Origin of the sequence: Pseudactinotalea suaedae (genome assembly GCF_009733815.1) — a bacterium.
GTDB lineage: Bacteria > Actinomycetota > Actinomycetes > Actinomycetales > Beutenbergiaceae > Pseudactinotalea > Pseudactinotalea suaedae.
Map to the genome: position 1 here is coordinate 114,875 of NZ_WNXY01000011.1, position 17,166 is coordinate 132,040.

Below are 17,166 nucleotides of genomic sequence, written 5' to 3' on the forward strand. Positions count from 1 at the left end.
GCACCGCCGTCAGCTTCGGGTGCTCACCACCGCGTGCGCACGTCGCCCGACGGCGGAGGTCGGAGCCGTCCGTGCGTCCCCATCACTCGTGGATGAAGTCGTGACGACGCGGTGTCACGCGGCTGGCCAGCAGCACCCTGATCGCAACCCCCGGGAGGTCGGCGTGCGCATCCGTCAGATCCACCTCCAGCGCCTCAGGCGTGCGGCGCCACACGGCCGGTGCGGGGTCGCCGAGCACCTCGACGGTCTCGATGTCATCGAGCAGCAGACCGAGGTGGGTGCCCCAGGAGCGGATCCGCACGGTCCCGGACGCAGGCCGCGCCAGCACGATCGCGTACAGGTGCTCACCCATCTTGTCGATCCGGCGTGTGAACCGGATGTCGGCATCGGTGTACTCGACCGGCGCGTCGTCCACGAAGGAGCCTTCAACCGCACGGGTCGGACCCTCCACCGGCACGAGCCAGGGGCGGGTCCCGTAGATCGCCTGCCCGTAGACGCCGAGCCACCGGCCCAGCTCGCGAACGATCTCGACCTCGCGCGGGTCGAAGGTGCCGTCGGCCTTCGGGCACATGTTGAGCAGCAGCGCTCCGTTCTTGGCCACGCAGTCCGCGAGCTCGGCCACCAGTGCCGCGCACGACTTGTAGTCCTGCTCGGGGTGCCAGCTCCAGGAGTTCCGGGAGATCGAGGTGTCGTTCTGCCACACGTCGTCCTGGATGTGCGTCATCGCGCCGCGCTCGATGTCACGGACGGCCGAGCCCCGCGCGAACGCCTCCCACTTGTACTGCAGCACCACCTGCACGCCCCACTCGGCAGCCCGGTTGTAGTAGTAGGCGGCCAGGGTGCGCAGGTAGGGCTCGAACGCGGGCGTCTCGATCCACCAGTCGAACCAGAGCACCTGAGGCCGGTACCGGTCGATGATCTCGACGGTGCGCAGCAACCAGTCCTGCAGGAACGCCTCGTTCGGCGCGGTCTCCTCGCGCTGGGCCGGCCCGTAGAAGTCCTGGTAGGCGGGGTCGAGCACGTCAGAGTCGAACCGGGTGCCGCCGTTGAGGAAGAACCAGTGCTCGGCGCGGTGCGAGGACACCCCGGCCACCATGCCGGCACGTCGCGTCGCCTCCGCGAGATCACCGAGCACGTCACGCTGCGGGCCGACCTTGGACGCCGCCCAGCGGGTGCGATCGCTGTGGTACATCGCGAAGCCGTCGTGGTGCTCGGCCACGGGCACCACGAACTGGGCTCCGGCCTCTCGGAACAACGACGCCCAGGCCTGCGGGTCGTAGGACTCCATCCGCAGATCGGGGATGAAGTCCTTGTAGCCGAACTCGCGGTGCGGACCGTACGTGGCGACGTGGTGGTCGAACTCCGGGGTGCCCCGCCGGTAGGCGTTGCGCGGGTACCACTCGCTGCCGTACGCCGGGACGGTGAAGACGCCCCAGTGCAGGAAGATGCCAAACTTGGCGTCCTGGTACCACAGCGGAGCCTCGTACGCGGTGAGCGAGTCCCAGTCCGCTGCGTAGGGCCCGCGGGCGACGATCGCCGCCACGTGGGCCAGCGCCTCGGAGCTGTCAGAGACGTCCACGGGTTCCGGCAGTGTGGTCGGGTCGAGCGGCATCGGGCGGCCTCCAGATCAGTTCAGTTCGGTCGGGTCGAGAGCGGCGTGACGGCGTCACGTCGGGGGGAGGTTCATCAGCGGTGACGAGCAGGAGCGAACCGACGCCCGCGCTGGCCCGGTCGCAGACCGACGTCGTGATCGACGCGGTCAAGGCGATGCTGCGCGACGGGACCCTGCGGGCCGGGGACCGGCTGCCGATCGAGCGGGAGCTGGCGCTGCGGCTGGGTGTCTCGCGAGGATCTCTCCGCGAGGCCGTGCGAGCGCTCGTGGCGCTGGGGGTGCTGGAGTCGCGCCAGGGTGATGGCACGTACGTGACCTCGCTGGACCCGGCGAGGATGCTCAGCCCGATCGGGTTCTTCGCGGAGCTGCTCGAGCCTTCGAGCGCTGCCGAGGTGCTCGCCGTCCGCCGGATGCTGGAGGTCGAGAGCGTCGCGCTGGCCGCGACCCGGCTCACCGCGGACGAGCTCACCGAGCTCGAGGCGATCCTGGCGCGGGTCGACGCCATGCTCGCCGACCCCGACCACCTGGACCCCGAGCGCACCATCGAGGCCGACGTCGAGTTCCACCACCTCATCGCTCGTGCCAGCGGGAACTCGGCGCTCGCCGGGCTGGTCGACAACCTCTCGAGCCGGACGGTGCGCGCGCGCCTGTGGCGCTCGGTCAACCAGGCCGACTCGATCAGCATCGCCCACCAGCAGCACCGCTCGATCCTCGTCGCGCTCGTGGCGCGCGACCCCGACCGGGCGCGCGTCCGGATGAGCAGCCACCTCCTCGACGTGGAGGAGTTCGTCGCCGCGCACCACCGCGAGGTCAGCGCCGCGGAGATCGACCCGTCGCTGCCGTTGCTCGACGCCGACGGCGACGGCGACCCGGCCGGTCGCCCTGGGAGATGAGCTGCTCACCGCCCTCACGGCGAACCGTCGCAGGCACGCGGGTGACCGTCAGTGGTGGGCATCTCAGGGGCTCGATGTCGTCGGCTCGACTGCTGCGTCGATTGGTTCGACCAATATAGGTCCGACGTGCCCTGCGCGGCCACATCTGCCGCGCAGGGACACGCATCGCCCCGGATTCATCTGACCCCGACCCGGCTGCGACGAGACCGCAGCCCTTACGGGGCGTAGCAGCGCACCTCCGCGATCGCGGCGGAGGGGTCACCGTTGGTCGCGTGCACCACGACCCGCAGGCGGGCTGTCGAGGCGGCCTCCGGAAGGTCGTGCTGGCGTCGCCGTGCGGCGTTGCCCGTCACGGTGAGCACGCGACGCCAGCCCTCGCCGTCGGCCACCTCGATCGAGTAGTCGCGCGCACACTGCGGGTCGCGATACCCCGGGGGGTAGCGGTCGTACTCGCGCAGGAGGCTGCCCGCGAACGTGAGCTCGATCCGGCCGATCGTGCGGGCGGTGTCCCAGCTGAGCTCCAGCCACTGGTCGAAGGGCTGTGCCGGGTCGGACCTCCACACGTTGGTCGATCGGTGCGGGCGGGTGACGCCGGTCAGCACCCCCGACGCGGGCCACGCGGGCTGAGCCGGTGCGACCCGGTGCGAGAGCGTGATGGCATCGAGGTAGCGACGCATGCGTCCCGAGGCGATCCGCACCCCTGAGACGCACCCGGGGACCACGGCGCCGGCGCGGTGCCAGGAGATCTCCGGGTCGGCATCGAGGTCCAGGCGGACGTAACGCACGTCGCCGGCGGCGCCCTCTCGGAGCGTCTCGGCGTCCAGGTCGACGTCCCAGGTGACCCAGAGCCGCTCACCGGGGGGCACCAGCAGGTCGGTCGCGGCCAGCACGGGCACGCCGTCGATGCGGTAGTCCCAGATGTTCTCGACGGCGACGATGCTCGCCCCGATCGACCGCGCGGCCCCCGAGGTGTTGGTCAGGCAGACCGACACCTGGGCCAGGCCGGGTGCGTCGGCACCGGTGCCGACGGCGATCCACTGCCCCCGCCGCTCGGCCAGCACGTCGCTGGGCTTGGAGTGGTTGCCCACGCCGCCGGTGACCGCGGTGCTGTCCGGTCCGGCGCCGTAGGCGAGGGCGTGCGAGGAGGCTCGCACCCGGGCGTCGCGCCCGAGGTCGTCGACGTCGGTGTTCGCCACCGAGGGCAGGAAGGCTCCGTCGCGCAGCAGGCGCTGCTGGACGGCGTCGATCGCGACCGACGCCACGTCCTGGGCGCCGATGCCGTCGCGCACCGCAATCGCCGCCGCCGTTCCCGCGGCCTGGCCCATGATCGCGGTCGTCGCCTGCACCCGGACCGAGCCCAGTGCCACGTGGCTGGCCGACACGTTCCTGCCTGCCATCAGCAGGTTCGGCACCTCGAGCGCCACCAGCGAGCGCAGCGGGATCCCGAACGGCCCCACGTAGGCCGCCACGGCCGCCGGCGCGGTGGTCTCGTGGTTCTCGGCGGCCGTGGGCTCGCTGGTCTCGGCGAGCATCCCACCCGGGGTGTGCAGGTCGATGTTCCAGCCGCCGTAGGCGATCTCGTCCTCGAACGGCTCCGCTCGCGTCAGGTCGGCCTCGGTCATGAGGTGCTGGCCCATGATCCTGCGGCTCTCACGCTTGCCCGGAACCTGTCCGATCCAGTCCAGCGCGTAGGTGCTGGCGCGCTCGCGCAGGTACGGGTCCTTGTTCTTGATCCAGTCCCAGACGCCGAGCGCATGGCGGGTGAGCTCGTGCCGGATCGTCTCGGCGTCGTCGATCGTGTGCCACGGCACCCCGATCTCGATCCACCAGTAACCGCCCTTGAGGGTCGACGGACGGCGGCCGCCGCGGTAGAAGAAGTCGGCGTCGTCGTAGGAGACCGCCCACGGCGGGAGCTCGAACTCGACGGGCCGGCCGACGTCCTTGGTCTTGATGTGGATCGAGTTGCCCATGACGTCGTCGGAGGCCTCCGGCGGGGCGTGCGGCTCGTCGAACTCGTCGCGGCCCTCGGTGCCCATCCGCCACGGTGCACCGGCCAGGGCAGCCACCACCCCGTCGCCGGTGCAGTCGACGAAGACGTCGCCGTTGATCTCGATCTCGGTCTCGGCGCTGGCGGTGTAGGCGAGCACGGCGATGATGCGCTTGTCCGTCTCGTCGACCACGACGTCCCGCACCACGGTGTTGAGGTGCAGCGTCAACCCCGGGGTCTGCTCGACCAGGTCGTAGATGGTCATGTCCCACACGCTGTTGGTGAAGCCGTTCTCGAAGATCTCCTCGTGGTTGAGCAGCCGCTCGCGCTCGAGGAGGTCGCCGACGACGCCGGTCTCACGGGCGTAGGCGTGGTAGTTCCCTGCGCCGCGCGGGACCACCCGCACCTCGGAGGAGCTGTTGCCGCCGAGCACCGGGCGATCCTGGACCAGGACCGTCTCGAGGCCCAGGCGTGCAGCTGAGACAGCGGCGCTGATACCCGCCAGACCACCTCCGCAGACGACGACCTGGGCATGTTCGACACGAGTGCGCACGTGATTCCTTCGGTTGGGTGATGGGTGAGGCGACGGGGCTGGTCAGCCCTTGAGGCCGGTCGTCGCGATGCCGGCGATGAGCTTGCGCTGGAAGAGCAGGAAGAAGATGAAGACCGGCAGCAGCGAGACGAGCGACATCGCGAACAGCTGCCCGTAGGAGGACTGCCCCATCGCGTTCATGAACATCCGCAGCCCGAGCGGGACCGGATAGTCGTTGAGGTCGCTCAGGTAGATCAGCGGCCCGAGGAAGTCCTCGTAGGTCCAGATGAACGTGAACACGGCGGTGGTCGCCAGCGCCGGGATCGACAGCGGGAGCATCACCGAGCGGAACATGCGCCACCGCCCGGCGCCGTCGAGCTCTGCGGCCTCGTCCAGCTCACGAGGGATGCCGCGCATGAACTGCACGAGCAAGAAGATGAAGAACGCGTCCGTGGCCAGGAACTTCGGCACGATGAGCGGAAGGTAGGTGCCGACCCATCCCGCCGCCGAGAACAGCGCGTACTGCGGGATGAGCGTGACGTGCGCGGGCAGCATGACGGTCGCGAGCATCACGGCGAACCAGAGCCGCTTCAACGGGAAGTCGAGGCGGGCGAAGGCGTACGCGGCGAGCGTGCAGGCGATGAGGTTGCCCGCGACCGCACCGGCGCAGATGATGAACGAGTTCATCAGGAACGTCCCGAAGCCGGGCGGGTTGGCCGACCAGCCGGCGGCGAAGTTCGAGAGGTCGACCTGGGACGGCACGATCGTCGGGCTCGCGAAGATCTCGCTCTCCGGCACGACCGCGCTGCGGGCCATCCACAGCACCGGGTAGAGCGTGGCCAGGCACAGCAGCAGCATCAAGCCGTGCCAGGCGGTCGTCGCCAGCGGTGAGCGGCTGCCGCGGCGGCGCCCGCCCTTCGACGACGTCGAGGGGGGCGAGGGGTCGACGGTGGCAGGGAGCACCTGCGTCACGGTGGAGGGCATCAGCTCGCGTCCGAGTAGTGCACCCAACGACGGGCGCCGAGAAAGTTGACGGCCGTGAAGGCCGCGATGATGGCGACGAGCACCCACGCCATGGCGGAGGCGTAACCCATCTCGAACTCGCTGAAGCCCTTGATGTAGAGGTACAGCGTGTAGAAGAGCGTCGAGTCGACCGGCCCACCGGTGCCGTTGGAGATGATGTACGACGGCGTGAACGCCTGGAAGGCCACGATCGTCTGCATCACGAGGTTGAAGAAGACCAGCGGTGTGAGCAGCGGCAGGGTGACCGAGACGAACCTGCGTACCGCTCCGGCGCCGTCGACCCGTGCCGCCTCGAGCAGCTCGGCGGGGATCTGCCGCAGGCCGGCCAGGAAGATCACCATGGGTGAGCCGAACTGCCAGATCGCGAGCACGATCAGCGTCGCCAGACTGGTGTCGGGCGAGGCGATCCAGTTCGGACCGTCGATGCCCACCAGCGCCAGCAGCTGGTTGATCGCGCCGTTGCTGCCGAAGAGCTGACGCCACAGCACCGCGATCGCCACGCTGCCGCCCAGCAGAGAGGGCAGGTAGAGCGCGGCGCGGTAGAACGACATCCCGCGGAGCGTCCGGTTCATCAGCACGGCGAGCCCGAGCGCGACCACCAGTCGCAGCGGCACCGAGGCGAGCACGTAGGTGAAGGTCACCCGCAGCGACTGCAGGTAGCGCGGGTCGTCGGTGAACAGCGTGCGGTAGTTCTCGACGCCGACCCAGACCGGGTCGTGGAAGAGGTCGTACTCCGTGAAGGACAGGTAGGCCGAGGTCGCCATCGGACCGATGACCAGCGCGGCCAGACCGACGAACCACGGGAGCAGGAAGAGGTAGCCGGCTCGTGCCTCCTTGCGGCGGCGAGCCGACCGCCGCCGGCGGGCGGGCGCGGGTGCGCCACCTCCGGCGGCGGTCGTTGCGTTGCTCACCGGCTGCTCAGCCCTCGGCGTCCGCGAAGAACGCGTCCACGGCGTCGTCGACGCTCATCTGGCCGAACGCGACCTGCTCGGAGAGCTGTGACATCAGCGTGCGGGAGTCGGCGAAACCGTCGGGCCAGAGGCGGTTGAGCGGCCGCGAGTTCTCGGCGACGAGATCCATGTACTCGATCGCCGGGCGCTCCTCGTCGGTGACGGACTCGGCGATCTGGGCGCGGGCAGCAGCGGTCGGCGGGATCCCGAGCGTGGCGCCCAACGTGTCGACGGCCTCCGGGTCGTTGACCAGGTAGTCGATCAGGTCGGCCGCGCCCTGGGGGTTGCCCGACCAGGCCGAGATCGACCACAGGCTTGCGGCGTTGATCCACAGGCTCGGGTTGGTCGCGTTGTAGGGGGGCAGCGCGATGTCCAGCGCGTTGTCCGAGACCGACTGCAGTGCGACGTAGTCCTGCGTCCACACGAAACCGCTGGCGGCGCCGCCGGTGGCGAGCGGCGAGCCCGGCAGGTTGCCGCTGGCCTCCGCGGTGATGTCCGCGGGCGGGACCGCGCCGGACTCACGCATGTCCGCCCACAGCTGGAACCACGCCCGCAGGTCGTCCGGCGTCGCGTTGATCGACCCGTCCTCGGCGTAGAACTCGCGGCCGGAGTCCCGCACGAACAGGATGAACAGGATCATGTCGCCCGAGCCGTCCTGGACGCCCCAGTGCTCACCGCCGCTGGCGGACTGCACCTCGCTCGCGAAGGTCGCGAGGTCGTCCCAGGTCCACTCACCCTCGGGGGCTGCGATGCCCAGCTCGGCGAGCAGGTCCTCGTTGGTGACGAACCCGGTGGCGTTCGTCGCCGCGACCACCCCGTAGGTGGACTCGCCGACGGCGCCGAACTCGCGGATCCCCTCGTCCAGACCGCTGACGTCGAGGTCGACCTCCGAGAGGTCGAGGAGCGAGTCGCGCTCGGCGTAGGTGGGCAGCTGGCTGGCGGCCTGCATGATGACGTCCGGGAGGTCGCGGCCGGCGACCTGGGTCGCCAGCTTGTCCCAGTAGCCGTCCCACGGCTGCGGCTCCACGCTCACCTGCGGCCCGCCGGCCGCGGTGAAGGCCTCGATGGCGGTCTCCAGCGCGCGGTGCTGGTTGTCGACGCCCCACCACGCTGTCCGGATCTCCTCGTCGGTCGCCGGACCGCCGGCGTCGCCGCCGTCGTCCCCGCTCCCTCCGCCGCTGCCATCGACACCGCAGGCCGCGAGGGCCAGCGCCCCGGAGAGCAGGGCAGCGGCGGCGGCAGATCTGCGGATCGCACGTCGGGTGGTCTTCATCGTTCCTCCTGGGGCCGGACATCGGCGTCGGCGTGTACAACGTTAGACGTATCTGACATCGCCGAGATCAACGCTGTCAACTGCGGTCATGACCACGTCCCGGCACCCTCGCTCTCCGATATCCTGTCCGCTATGCCAGAACAGGTATCGGGCGACGACGGCGTCGCCGGGGACAGCGCACCGCCCCGCAAGGTCGGGGGCATCAAGGACGTCGCCGCACGCGCCGGGGTCTCCTGGAAGACGGTCTCGAACGTCATCCATGGCCGGCCCCACGTCGCGGCCGCGACGCGGCGCAACGTCGAGCGCGCGATCGCCGAGCTCGGGTACCGCCCCAGTCTCGCGGGCCGTCAGCTGCGGCGGGGGCGCACCGGTCTGCTGGCCGTGTCGGTCCCGGACCTCGCGACGCCGTACTACGCCGAGCTGGCCAGGGCCGTCGTCCGGCGCGCCCGCGACGAGGACTACACGGTGCTCATCGACGAGACCGGGCACTCGGTCCCACGCGAGTCCGCAGCAGCACGGGGCTACAGCGTCCGGTTCACCGACGGTGTGCTGCTGAGCACCTCGCGGCTGTCCGGGGCGGAGGTGGCCGCGCTGCAGACGGACACGCCGATCGTGCTGCTGGGCGAGCAGGCCGAACCGGGCGGCCTCGACCACGTCGGCATCGACAACGGCGCCTCCGCGCGTGACGCGGCGCGCCACATGCTGGCGCTCGGTCGCCGCCGGTTCGCGTTCCTCGGAGCCGAGATCGGTCCGCACCGCAAGGCGTCGGCGCTCCGGATCGCCGGCCTGCGCGCCGAGCTCGCCGAGGCTGGCGAGGCAGCCTCCCTCAGCCTGATCGAGACCAGCGAGTACTCACGGTCGGAGGGGTTCGCGCGCACCCGTGAGGCGTTCGCCTCCGGCACGCCCTGGGACGCCTTGATCTGCGCCAGCGACCTGGTGGCGGTCGGTGCGCTCCATGCGCTGGCCTCGCTCGGCATCCGCGTCCCCGACGACGTCGCGGTGCTGGGGTGGGACAACGCGCCCGAGGCCGAGTACGCGTGGCCGCCGCTGACCACCATCGCGCCCAACATGGAGGAGTTCGGCTCCCGTGCCGTGCAGCTCCTCGCGGCCCGGATCGCCGAGCCGAGCGCGCCGCCGCGGCGAGGTGTGGTCACGCACCGACTGATAGTGCGGGCGAGCACCTTGGGTTCCGCAGCCGTGTTCAATCCGGCCGTGCCATATCAGATCTGGCATGAGCGTCCGCGGCCGGGTGAGCTGATCCGCGACGCCCGACGGCACGCGGGGATCACACAGCGATCGCTGGCCGAGACTGTCGGGACGTCACAGGCGATGATCGCCCGCTACGAGGCGGGCGAGGTGAGCCCCACCGTCCGGTCCCTGGAGCGGATCCTGGGAGCGATGGGCGCGGCACTGCGTCTGGACACGCTGCCCGAGGACCTGCGCTGAACCGGTCCGACCCACGTCAGCTGTCGGACGGCCCGCTCGCTGCAGGATCTCCGCCCCCGAGACCCTCCGCACGGGCGCGGACGATGGCGGCCGAGCGATCGCGCAGCGACAGCTTCGCCAGCACCGTGGCCACGGTGTTGCGCACCGTCTTCGGGCTCAGCGTGAGCCGCCGCGCGATCGCGGTGTTGTCCAGGCCGTGGGCGAGCAGGTCGAGGACCTCGCGCTCGCGGGCCGTCAGCTGCGGGAACGGCACGCGTGCCGCACGCTGACCGCCGAGCACGTACGCCATCGCACGCTCGGCGACCGCGGGAGACAAGATCATCTCGCCCGCCGCCACGGCGCGCACCGCGCGCTCGACGGCGTCCGGCGGGGACGACTTCACCAGGTAGCCGCGCGCCCCGGCACGCACGGCGGCGACGACCGCGTCGTCGTCCTCGTGCATCGTCACCACCAGCACGCGCAGGTCCGGCCGGTCACGGAGCAGATCGCGTGTGAGGTCGACGCCCGAGCCGTCGCCCAGGTCGATGTCCATGAGCACGACGTCGGTCTCGTGGCCCTCGGCGAACAGCTCCCGCGCTGCCGCGAACCCGGGGACCTGCCCGACCACCGTGATCCCCTCGAGCGAGTCCAGCAGCGCCGCCATCCCGATCCGGAACACCGGGTGGTCGTCGATCAGCGTCACACGGAGCGCTGCCGCCGCGCCCTCGCTCATGCCGGCACCGCCGCGGGTGCGAGCGGCAGCTGCGCCCGCACGAGCGTGCCCCCGTGCGGTGACGGGCCGATGGCGATCCCGCCGCCCAGCTCCTCGGTGCGCTCCCGCATCGAACGGGTGCCCACGCCGTCGGCGACGTCGGGAGCCCGACCCGAGCCCTGATCGAGGCAGCTGACCACGAGAGCGGGTGCGACGCCGTCGGGCTCGACGAGCGTGACCTCCACGACGCACCGGTCTGCCCCCGAGTGACGAGCGGCGTTGAGCACCGACTCCGACACCACGGCGTACGCGGCCGCCGCCACCCGCGGGTCGAGGTCGCGCAGCGCCTCCGGGTCGTCGGTGACCAGACCGCGCACCTCGACGGCGAAGCCCATCCGCTGGTGTCGATCGACCAGCTCGGCGAGCGCCGCGACCAGGCCGTGCTCCTCCAGGACGGGCGGCAGCAGGCTGCGGGAGAGCAGCCGCACGTCCTGCACCCGCTGGGCCACCTCCTCCTGCAGGGCCGCGAGCACGGCGTCGGCGGCACCGGGATCGGTGGCCAGCACGTTCCGAGCCCCCTGCAGCCCCAGGCGCAGCCCGGAGAGCCAGGGCCCGATCCCGTCGTGGAGCTCGCGCCGGATCAGCCGTCGTTCCGCCAGCCGCGCCCCGGTCGCGGCATCCCGCGCCCTGACCACCTCACCGGTCGCCCGCACCAGCCCGAGACCGACGGCGAGCACGGGTCGCAGCTGGTCCAGCGCGTCGAGCGTGCGGCGGTCCAGCCGCTCACCCGGTCGCGGCGTCACGGTGAGCACCCCGACCGGCTCGCCGGTGCCGTCCTCGCCCTGCCGGACCACGCGCTCCACCGGCACGCTCGACGGCGTGCCCCACCGACCGGCCGTGCCGTCGCCCGGCTGGGTGAGGATGACGGACTCCAGCCGCAACGCCTCACCCACGGCTGCGGCCAGCCGGTCCAGCAGCTCCACGTCCTCAGCGCCTGTCAAGGAAGCGCCGATCCGCAGGGCCGCACGCCCGGGTGAGCTGGCCTCGCCGTAGACGAGCCGGTGCACCTCGCTCTCCAGCCGACGCCGCGTGGGCCCGGCGGCGAGCACGACCCCGACCGCCGCCACCACCTGCGCGACCGCGGAGCTCGCCACGAAGGCGGTGGCCGTCCACACGAGCGCCGTGTAGACCACGACCATGCCGAGCGTCAGCAGCCCGGCGAGGACCGCTCGGCTCACCGCGATGTCGATGCCCCAGAGCCGGTTGCGGAGCATCGTGACCAGCAGCGCACCGGGGAACAGCGCCTGGCACGCCAGGTGGGAGATCGGGACCAGCAGGACGATCCCGCTGTCGGTGTAGGGGACCAGCAGCAGCGGCACGAACGACAGCGCCATCAGCGCCGTCCCGGCAGCCAGCAGCCCGAGACCGGCCCGCTCGGCAGCGGGTCCGCGGCGGTGCCGCCACAGCACCGCGGTCGCGGTGCCCAGGCCGACCAGCACGACGGCGAGCAGCAGCCCGCGGTTGTCGCTCATCGGTGCAACGAGCCGCTGCAGGGTCAGGGCCAGCGCCGTCAGGGCGCCGACGGTGACCCCTGCCCAGGCGACGCGGTCCAGCGAGCTCTCGCGCACCAGCCAGGGCACCACGAGGAAGAGCGCGAGCGTCCCGGGCACCCACGCGGAGCCGAACAGCCCGATCGCCAGGTCCCCGCCCGGGCTGCCCGGCCGTGTGAGCGCGAACGACGCCCAGCCGCCGCCCAGCGCCGACAGCCCACCACCCACGGCAGCGAGCGCGACCAGCCAGCCGACCGGGTGGCTGCGACGGGAGAGGATGACCGCCGCGACCGCTCCGTAGACGAGGCCGACGGCGACATCGACGACGAGGAACAGCACATCGGGCGTCACCGGGGCGCGGCTGGCGGCCTGCAGCGCGCCACCGGCCACCGCGGGCAGCGCCGCCAGGACGGCCACCACGACGGCGGCGCGTGGCCGGCCTGGGTAGCGCGCCGTCGTCATGCGGTGAACGGTAGGGCGTGGGGGTGGTGCGGGGGAACACCCCCGCGGCAGCTGCCGCGGGGGTGTCGAGAGCGGCGCGGGTCTCACCCGCGGCGCCGGTCACCGAACGCGAAGCCCAGCGAGGCGATCAGCAGCCAGACCGGTCCCACGAAACCGGCCATGTACTGGAGCGGCGACACCCCGGCGATCACGGTCAGGAGGCCGAGCACCAACGAGACCACGCCGACCCACCGGGGTGCGGCACCGTGCCGCAGCGACGCGATCGAGACGGCCAGCGCCGACAACCCGGCCCCGACCCACAGCCACGGGATCGTCGCGACCCAGTCGGTGTAGAACGCCGCCGACTCCGGCACGTACGCCGACGGGTCGGACAGCCCGAGCGCGAACTGGGTGTCGAGGCCGCTGCCGAGCAGCAGCGCCGCCGCGGTCAGCAGCAGCCCGCCGAGCGCGACCTGCCCGTGGAGCCCGCCGGCCGGGCCCTGCTGGTCGAGCCGGCGCTTCAGCCCCGCCGCGAACACGGGCAGCACCAGCATGGTCAGCACCGCGAGCGTGTGGAACAGCAGGTAGGCGCCCTGCTTGGTCGCGGCGTCGGCGAGCATCTTCTCGGCGTCGCCTGCGGTGGCCTCCCAGTCGACCGAGGTCGCCATCGAGGCCTGGATGGTGGCGATGCCGAGAACCCCGGCGGCGACCCCGCTCCAGGCCCAGGCGCGCGAGGCGCGGGGCGGGGTCGTCGGCTGTGCCGTCACGGCGTCGGTCAGGTGCGTGGACATGAGCACTCCTCAGAGATCGGCCCGCCGACGGTCGGCGGGCTGCTGAGGACGAGCGTCGGCCCGGCTGCGTCCCGGGCACCAGGGCGCAGCGCCCGACTTCCCGGGCGGTGATCGCCGAGGGCGCGTCAGGCAGCCTCGTCCACGTCGACGACGGCCGCAGGGCCGATACCTCTGCTCGCCCCGCGGGCGGCGACGACACCGGCCAGGCAGAACCCGGCGAAGACGAGCATCAGCAGCTGCGCGGACCGCACCATGTCGGGGGCGGCGAGGTTCACCAGCACCCCGGCGAACGCGGCGCTGAACGCGCTGGCGATGAGGAAGACCGTGTTCACACCCGCGGCAGCCTTGGCGCCCTCCTCGCCGTCGCCCGCGCTGCCGAGCGCTGCCACGGTCAGGTGCGGGAAACCGAGCCCGATCCCGGCACCGGCGACGAACAGGGCGACGAACCACAGGACGACCACGAGCGCCGACGGACCGGAGTGCTGCAGCACCCCGTAGGCGGCGAGGCCCGACCCGAGCACCAACGGGCTGGCGAGGATCAGGCCGCGACGGGACCGATCACCCGTGGCGTTCGCCGTGACGACCTGGGTCAGCGACCACCCCAGCGACACCGCCGCGCCCATGAGCCCGGCGACGAAGGGGATCAGGCCGCCGATCTCCTGCCCGAAGAGCGGGATGAACGCCTCCGTCCCGATGCCGAACGCCATCACCGCGACGGTCACGTAGACCCACCGCAACGACGAGGTGCGTGCGAACGTCACCCGGGGGAGGATGCCGCTGCCGCCACGCTTCTCGTGGCGGATGAAGGCCGCACCGAGCGCCACCCCGACGACCAGCGCGAGCACCGTCGCGGCGCCGCTCGGGACGATGCTCGCGACGCCGACCGCTGCCACGCCGGTGGCCAGCAGCGCCAGCGACGTCCACGGCACCGCCTCACGTGAAGCGCCTCGTGCCGTGGCTGGCATCGACCGCACGACCACGACGCCGATCAGCGCGCACACGAGCGCCAGCCCGATGAAGGTGGCGCGCCAGGCACCCAGCTGCGCAGCGACGCCGCCCACCACGGGTCCGAGCACGTTGCCGACCCCCCACATCGCCGAGACCAGGGCGGCCGCACGCGCCCACAGCCGTCGGGGCAGCGACCGCTGGATGAGGGCGTACCCCAGCCCGGCGAGAAGGCCGCCGCCGAGTCCTTGAACGGTGCGCCCGACGAGCAGCGCCGACATCCACGGGCTCGCCGCGCAGAGCACCGACCCCAGCGCGAACAGCCCGAGCGCGAGCAGGTACGCGCGCACCGCGCCCTGCTGCACGAGGATCCTGCTGACCAGCATCGCGCTGACGACCGAGGCGAGCAGGAACGTCACCATCGTCCAGGCGTAGAAGTCGGCACCGCCGATCTCGGCGACGATGGTCGGCAGCAGGCTCGTGGTCAGGTAAACGTTGCTGGCCTCGACCAGCACACCGCCGGCGAGCACCGCCGCGATCGGGGCGTACCGCCCGGCCACCAGCTCCCGCCATGCTCCGTTGGCTTCTGTCTCCTGCTGCGCCTGCGTCATCCTGCGTCGTCCTCACGGCCGCGATCGGTCGGGCCTGCGCCCGTGCGCCGTTCGTGGCGCGTCGTCACGCTAAAACCTCAAGTAAGCTTGAGGTCAAGTGGGAGGTGGGCGATGTCACTCGAACCGGATGATCTCCTCGGCGTCGGTGAGGTCTCACGCCGTTCGGGCGTCCCGGTGTCGGCGCTGCGCTTCTACGAGGAGCTGGGGCTGATCGCCGCGACGCGCACGCCCGGCAACCAGCGCCGCTATCGACGCCACATGCTCAGGCGGATCTCGCTGATCGTCGTCGCGAAGCGCCTCGGGATCCCGCTCAGCGACGTGCAGGAGGTGTTCACGAGCCTGCCGATCGATCACCCGCCCTCGCAGCGGGACTGGCGCCGGGTGGCACAGCTCTGGCGCGCCCAGATCGAGCAGCGCCGCACTCAGCTCGAGCACCTGCAGCGTGAGCTGACCGGCTGCATCGGGTGCGGCTGCCTCTCGATGAAGGCGTGCCGCCTCCTCAACCCCGAGGACGCGCTGGCCGACGAGGGGCCCGGGCCCCGTCGGATCTGAGCCCTGGCTACGCCCGGGCCCGCCGCTCACTCCCAGCGGAACAGCCGGGCGGACAGCAGCCCGCAGATCACGACGGCGCCCGCGAGCGCCAGCAGGTGCGTCGGCTCGGGGGTCCGGCCGAGCCACGTCGTCCCCAACGCACCCACGGCGGCGCCGAACGGGAGCAGCTCGCCCACCTGGGCAACGCCGTCGGGCAGGTTGGTGGTCGGTCCGAACATGCCGCCGACGGCGCCGAGCAGGAAGAAGGTGCCGAGGCCGATCGCGACCGCGGCGTTGGCGGTGGGTGCGATCGCCGCGACGAGCATCCCGACGGCGTACATGGCCGCCGCCGCGAGCGCGAACACGCCGATCGCCAGGCCCGGGCGGCTGGGCAGGTTGGCGTCGAAGCCGAGGACCGCGACCCCGACGGCGAGCCCGACGCCGAGCGCGGTCTGGATCACGCTGACGATGAGCTGCGCAAGCAGGATCATCACCGGCGACGCGGGTGTGACGCCGAGCCGCCGCAGCACCCCGCTCTTGCGGTAGTAGGCGAGGAAGCTCGGCATGTTGATGACACCGATCGTCGCCACGCCGATCACCAGGATCAGCGGCAGCACGTAGATGTCGAACGCCGACATGCCACCGGCGTCGGGCAGCGGCTCGGTGCTGCTCCCGAGGCCGTTCATGACCAGGAAGAGCATCGGCAGGGCGATCGGCACCACCAGGCCGGCGGTGTCGCGCGCCACCATCCGCGCCTCGGCCGCCACCAGGGTGGCCAACGACCGCAGCCCGGGCCGGTAGGCGGGGACGTCGGCGAGATCGCTCGGGGAGGCGGTGGTGCTCATCGGTCGGCTCCATGCAGGTCGTGGTCGGTTCGGTCGGTGCTCAGCGTGTGCCCCGTCAGGGCGAGGAAGGCGTCGTCGAGGGTGGCGTGCTCGAGGCGGGTCTCGGTCGCGACCACACCGGCGCGCACCAGCGCGGTGCTGACGGCGCCCAGCAGGTCTCCGGCGCCGGTCACCGTCACCTGGTCGCGGCGCACCTGGACCTCGCCGACCTCGGGGAGGTCGTCGAGGGCCGCACGCGCCAGCGCCGGTGCGCCGCCGTCGCCGACGCGGAACCGGACCCGTTGTCCGAGCCCGGCGGTCTCGACGAGACCGGCGGGGCTGTCCTGCGCGACGACCCGACCGCCGTCGAGAAGCGCGACCTGGTCACACAGCCGCTCGACCTCCTCCATGAGGTGGCTGACCAGGAGGACCGTGACGCCGTCGTCACGCAGTCGTTCGACGATCGCCCAGATGTGGCGCCGCGCCTCCGGGTCGAGCCCGGTGGTGAGCTCGTCGAGGATCACCACGCGCGGCCGGCCGATCAGGGCGAGCGCGATCGACAGTCGCTGCTGCTGGCCGCCGGAGAGCCGCTCGAAGCGGACGTCGCGATGCCCGGTCAGGCCCACGGCCTCGATCAGCTCAGCGGTGTCCGCCGGGCGTGCGTAGAAGGTGCGGTACAGCCGCACGAGCTCGGCGACCGTCAGCGCCGCGTGCAGCTCGCTCTCCTGCAGCTGCACGCCCAGCAGCTGCCGGACCCGGCGCCGGTCGCGCCAGGGGTCGAGGCCGAGGATCTCCACGGTCCCGGAGTCGGGGCGGCGGAGCCCGGCGATCATCTCCACCGTGGTGGTCTTGCCGGCTCCGTTGCGACCCAGGATGCCGAGCACCTCCCCCTCGGCCACCGTGAGGCTGACGCCGTCGACGGCGGTCCGGTCGCCGTAGCGCTTGTGCAGGTCGTGGGCATGGACGGCGGTCATGGTGTCTCCCTGAGGATGGGCGTCGGCGGGTCGAGGCTCGTCCTCGACGCTAGGAGCGGCGCCCGCCCGGGCGCGCGTGCCGGTCGTCACGA

General features: G+C 72.0%; 14 protein-coding genes. 3 read left to right on the plus strand and 11 right to left on the minus strand.

Translation table 11 applies throughout. From position 1 onward, the window contains the following. Window positions 1-82 precede the first annotated feature (82 nt). The gene (locus tag GPA04_RS17960; RefSeq protein WP_241680905.1) at window positions 83-1,579 is read right to left on the minus strand and encodes an alpha-L-fucosidase; all 1,497 of its coding nucleotides are present in this window, start codon (window positions 1,577-1,579) and stop codon (window positions 83-85) included. A 113-nt stretch (window positions 1,580-1,692) separates the two neighbouring features. Here GPA04_RS17960 and GPA04_RS17965 point away from each other — a divergent pair, with 113 nt between their 5' ends. After that, entirely contained in the window at window positions 1,693-2,505 is an 813-nt protein-coding gene (locus GPA04_RS17965) for a FadR/GntR family transcriptional regulator (RefSeq protein WP_241680906.1), read from the plus strand. A 215-nt stretch (window positions 2,506-2,720) separates the two neighbouring features. Here GPA04_RS17965 and GPA04_RS17970 read toward each other — a convergent pair whose 3' ends face one another. From GPA04_RS17970 to GPA04_RS17985, 4 genes are read right to left on the minus strand one after another with little or no spacing between them, the layout of a single operon-like run. Then, window positions 2,721-5,045 (minus strand): FAD-dependent oxidoreductase, encoded by a 2,325-nt coding sequence (locus GPA04_RS17970; RefSeq protein ID WP_156225585.1) that lies wholly within the window; start codon window positions 5,043-5,045, stop codon window positions 2,721-2,723. A 42-nt stretch (window positions 5,046-5,087) separates the two neighbouring features. Next, complete coding sequence (locus tag GPA04_RS17975) at window positions 5,088-6,008, minus strand: carbohydrate ABC transporter permease (protein ID WP_162458656.1); 921 nt, start codon at window positions 6,006-6,008, stop codon at window positions 5,088-5,090. Continuing rightward, a complete protein-coding gene (locus GPA04_RS17980; RefSeq protein WP_156225586.1) occupies window positions 6,008-6,958 on the minus strand; it encodes a carbohydrate ABC transporter permease in 951 nt (316 codons plus the stop codon). The genes GPA04_RS17975 and GPA04_RS17980 overlap by 1 nt, the downstream gene beginning before the upstream one ends. A 7-nt stretch (window positions 6,959-6,965) precedes the next feature. Next, entirely contained in the window at window positions 6,966-8,270 is a 1,305-nt protein-coding gene (locus tag GPA04_RS17985; protein WP_156225587.1) for an ABC transporter substrate-binding protein, read from the minus strand. Between the two features lie 132 nt (window positions 8,271-8,402). On the opposite strand from GPA04_RS17985, the gene GPA04_RS17990 reads away from it, so the two are divergent. Continuing rightward, on the plus strand, window positions 8,403-9,716 hold the full coding sequence (locus GPA04_RS17990; protein WP_156225588.1) for a substrate-binding domain-containing protein: 1,314 nt from the start codon (window positions 8,403-8,405) through the stop codon (window positions 9,714-9,716). Window positions 9,717-9,732: 16 nt separating this feature from the next. Here GPA04_RS17990 and GPA04_RS17995 read toward each other — a convergent pair whose 3' ends face one another. The 4 genes from GPA04_RS17995 to GPA04_RS18010 all read right to left on the minus strand — a co-directional run bounded on the left by GPA04_RS17995 (window position 9,733) and on the right by GPA04_RS18010 (window position 14,745). Further along, window positions 9,733-10,428, minus strand: coding sequence for a response regulator (locus GPA04_RS17995; RefSeq protein ID WP_156225589.1), 696 nt, complete (start codon window positions 10,426-10,428; stop codon window positions 9,733-9,735). Further along, window positions 10,425-12,419 (minus strand): sensor histidine kinase, encoded by a 1,995-nt coding sequence (locus tag GPA04_RS18000; RefSeq protein ID WP_156225590.1) that lies wholly within the window; start codon window positions 12,417-12,419, stop codon window positions 10,425-10,427. Before GPA04_RS18000 ends, GPA04_RS17995 begins: the two co-directional genes overlap by 4 nt. Before the next feature lie 83 nt (window positions 12,420-12,502). Beyond that, window positions 12,503-13,189, minus strand: coding sequence for a hypothetical protein (locus GPA04_RS18005; protein WP_156225591.1), 687 nt, complete (start codon window positions 13,187-13,189; stop codon window positions 12,503-12,505). Window positions 13,190-13,314: 125 nt separating this feature from the next. Further along, window positions 13,315-14,745 (minus strand): MFS transporter, encoded by a 1,431-nt coding sequence (locus tag GPA04_RS18010; RefSeq protein ID WP_156225592.1) that lies wholly within the window; start codon window positions 14,743-14,745, stop codon window positions 13,315-13,317. A 111-nt stretch (window positions 14,746-14,856) separates the two neighbouring features. On the opposite strand from GPA04_RS18010, the gene soxR reads away from it, so the two are divergent. Then, window positions 14,857-15,297 carry a redox-sensitive transcriptional activator SoxR gene (soxR, locus tag GPA04_RS18015; protein ID WP_156225593.1) on the plus strand — a complete coding sequence of 147 codons (441 nt, stop codon included), beginning with the start codon at window positions 14,857-14,859 and terminating at the stop codon, window positions 15,295-15,297. 26 nt (window positions 15,298-15,323) lie between these two features. On the opposite strand, the gene GPA04_RS18020 is transcribed toward soxR, so the two are convergent. Both GPA04_RS18020 and GPA04_RS18025 read right to left on the minus strand, forming a co-directional pair. Next, window positions 15,324-16,121, minus strand: coding sequence for an ABC transporter permease (locus GPA04_RS18020; protein WP_156225594.1), 798 nt, complete (start codon window positions 16,119-16,121; stop codon window positions 15,324-15,326). Continuing rightward, window positions 16,118-17,074 (minus strand): ABC transporter ATP-binding protein, encoded by a 957-nt coding sequence (locus tag GPA04_RS18025; protein ID WP_156225595.1) that lies wholly within the window; start codon window positions 17,072-17,074, stop codon window positions 16,118-16,120. The genes GPA04_RS18020 and GPA04_RS18025 overlap by 4 nt, the downstream gene beginning before the upstream one ends. Between the last annotated feature and the right edge of the window lie 92 nt (window positions 17,075-17,166).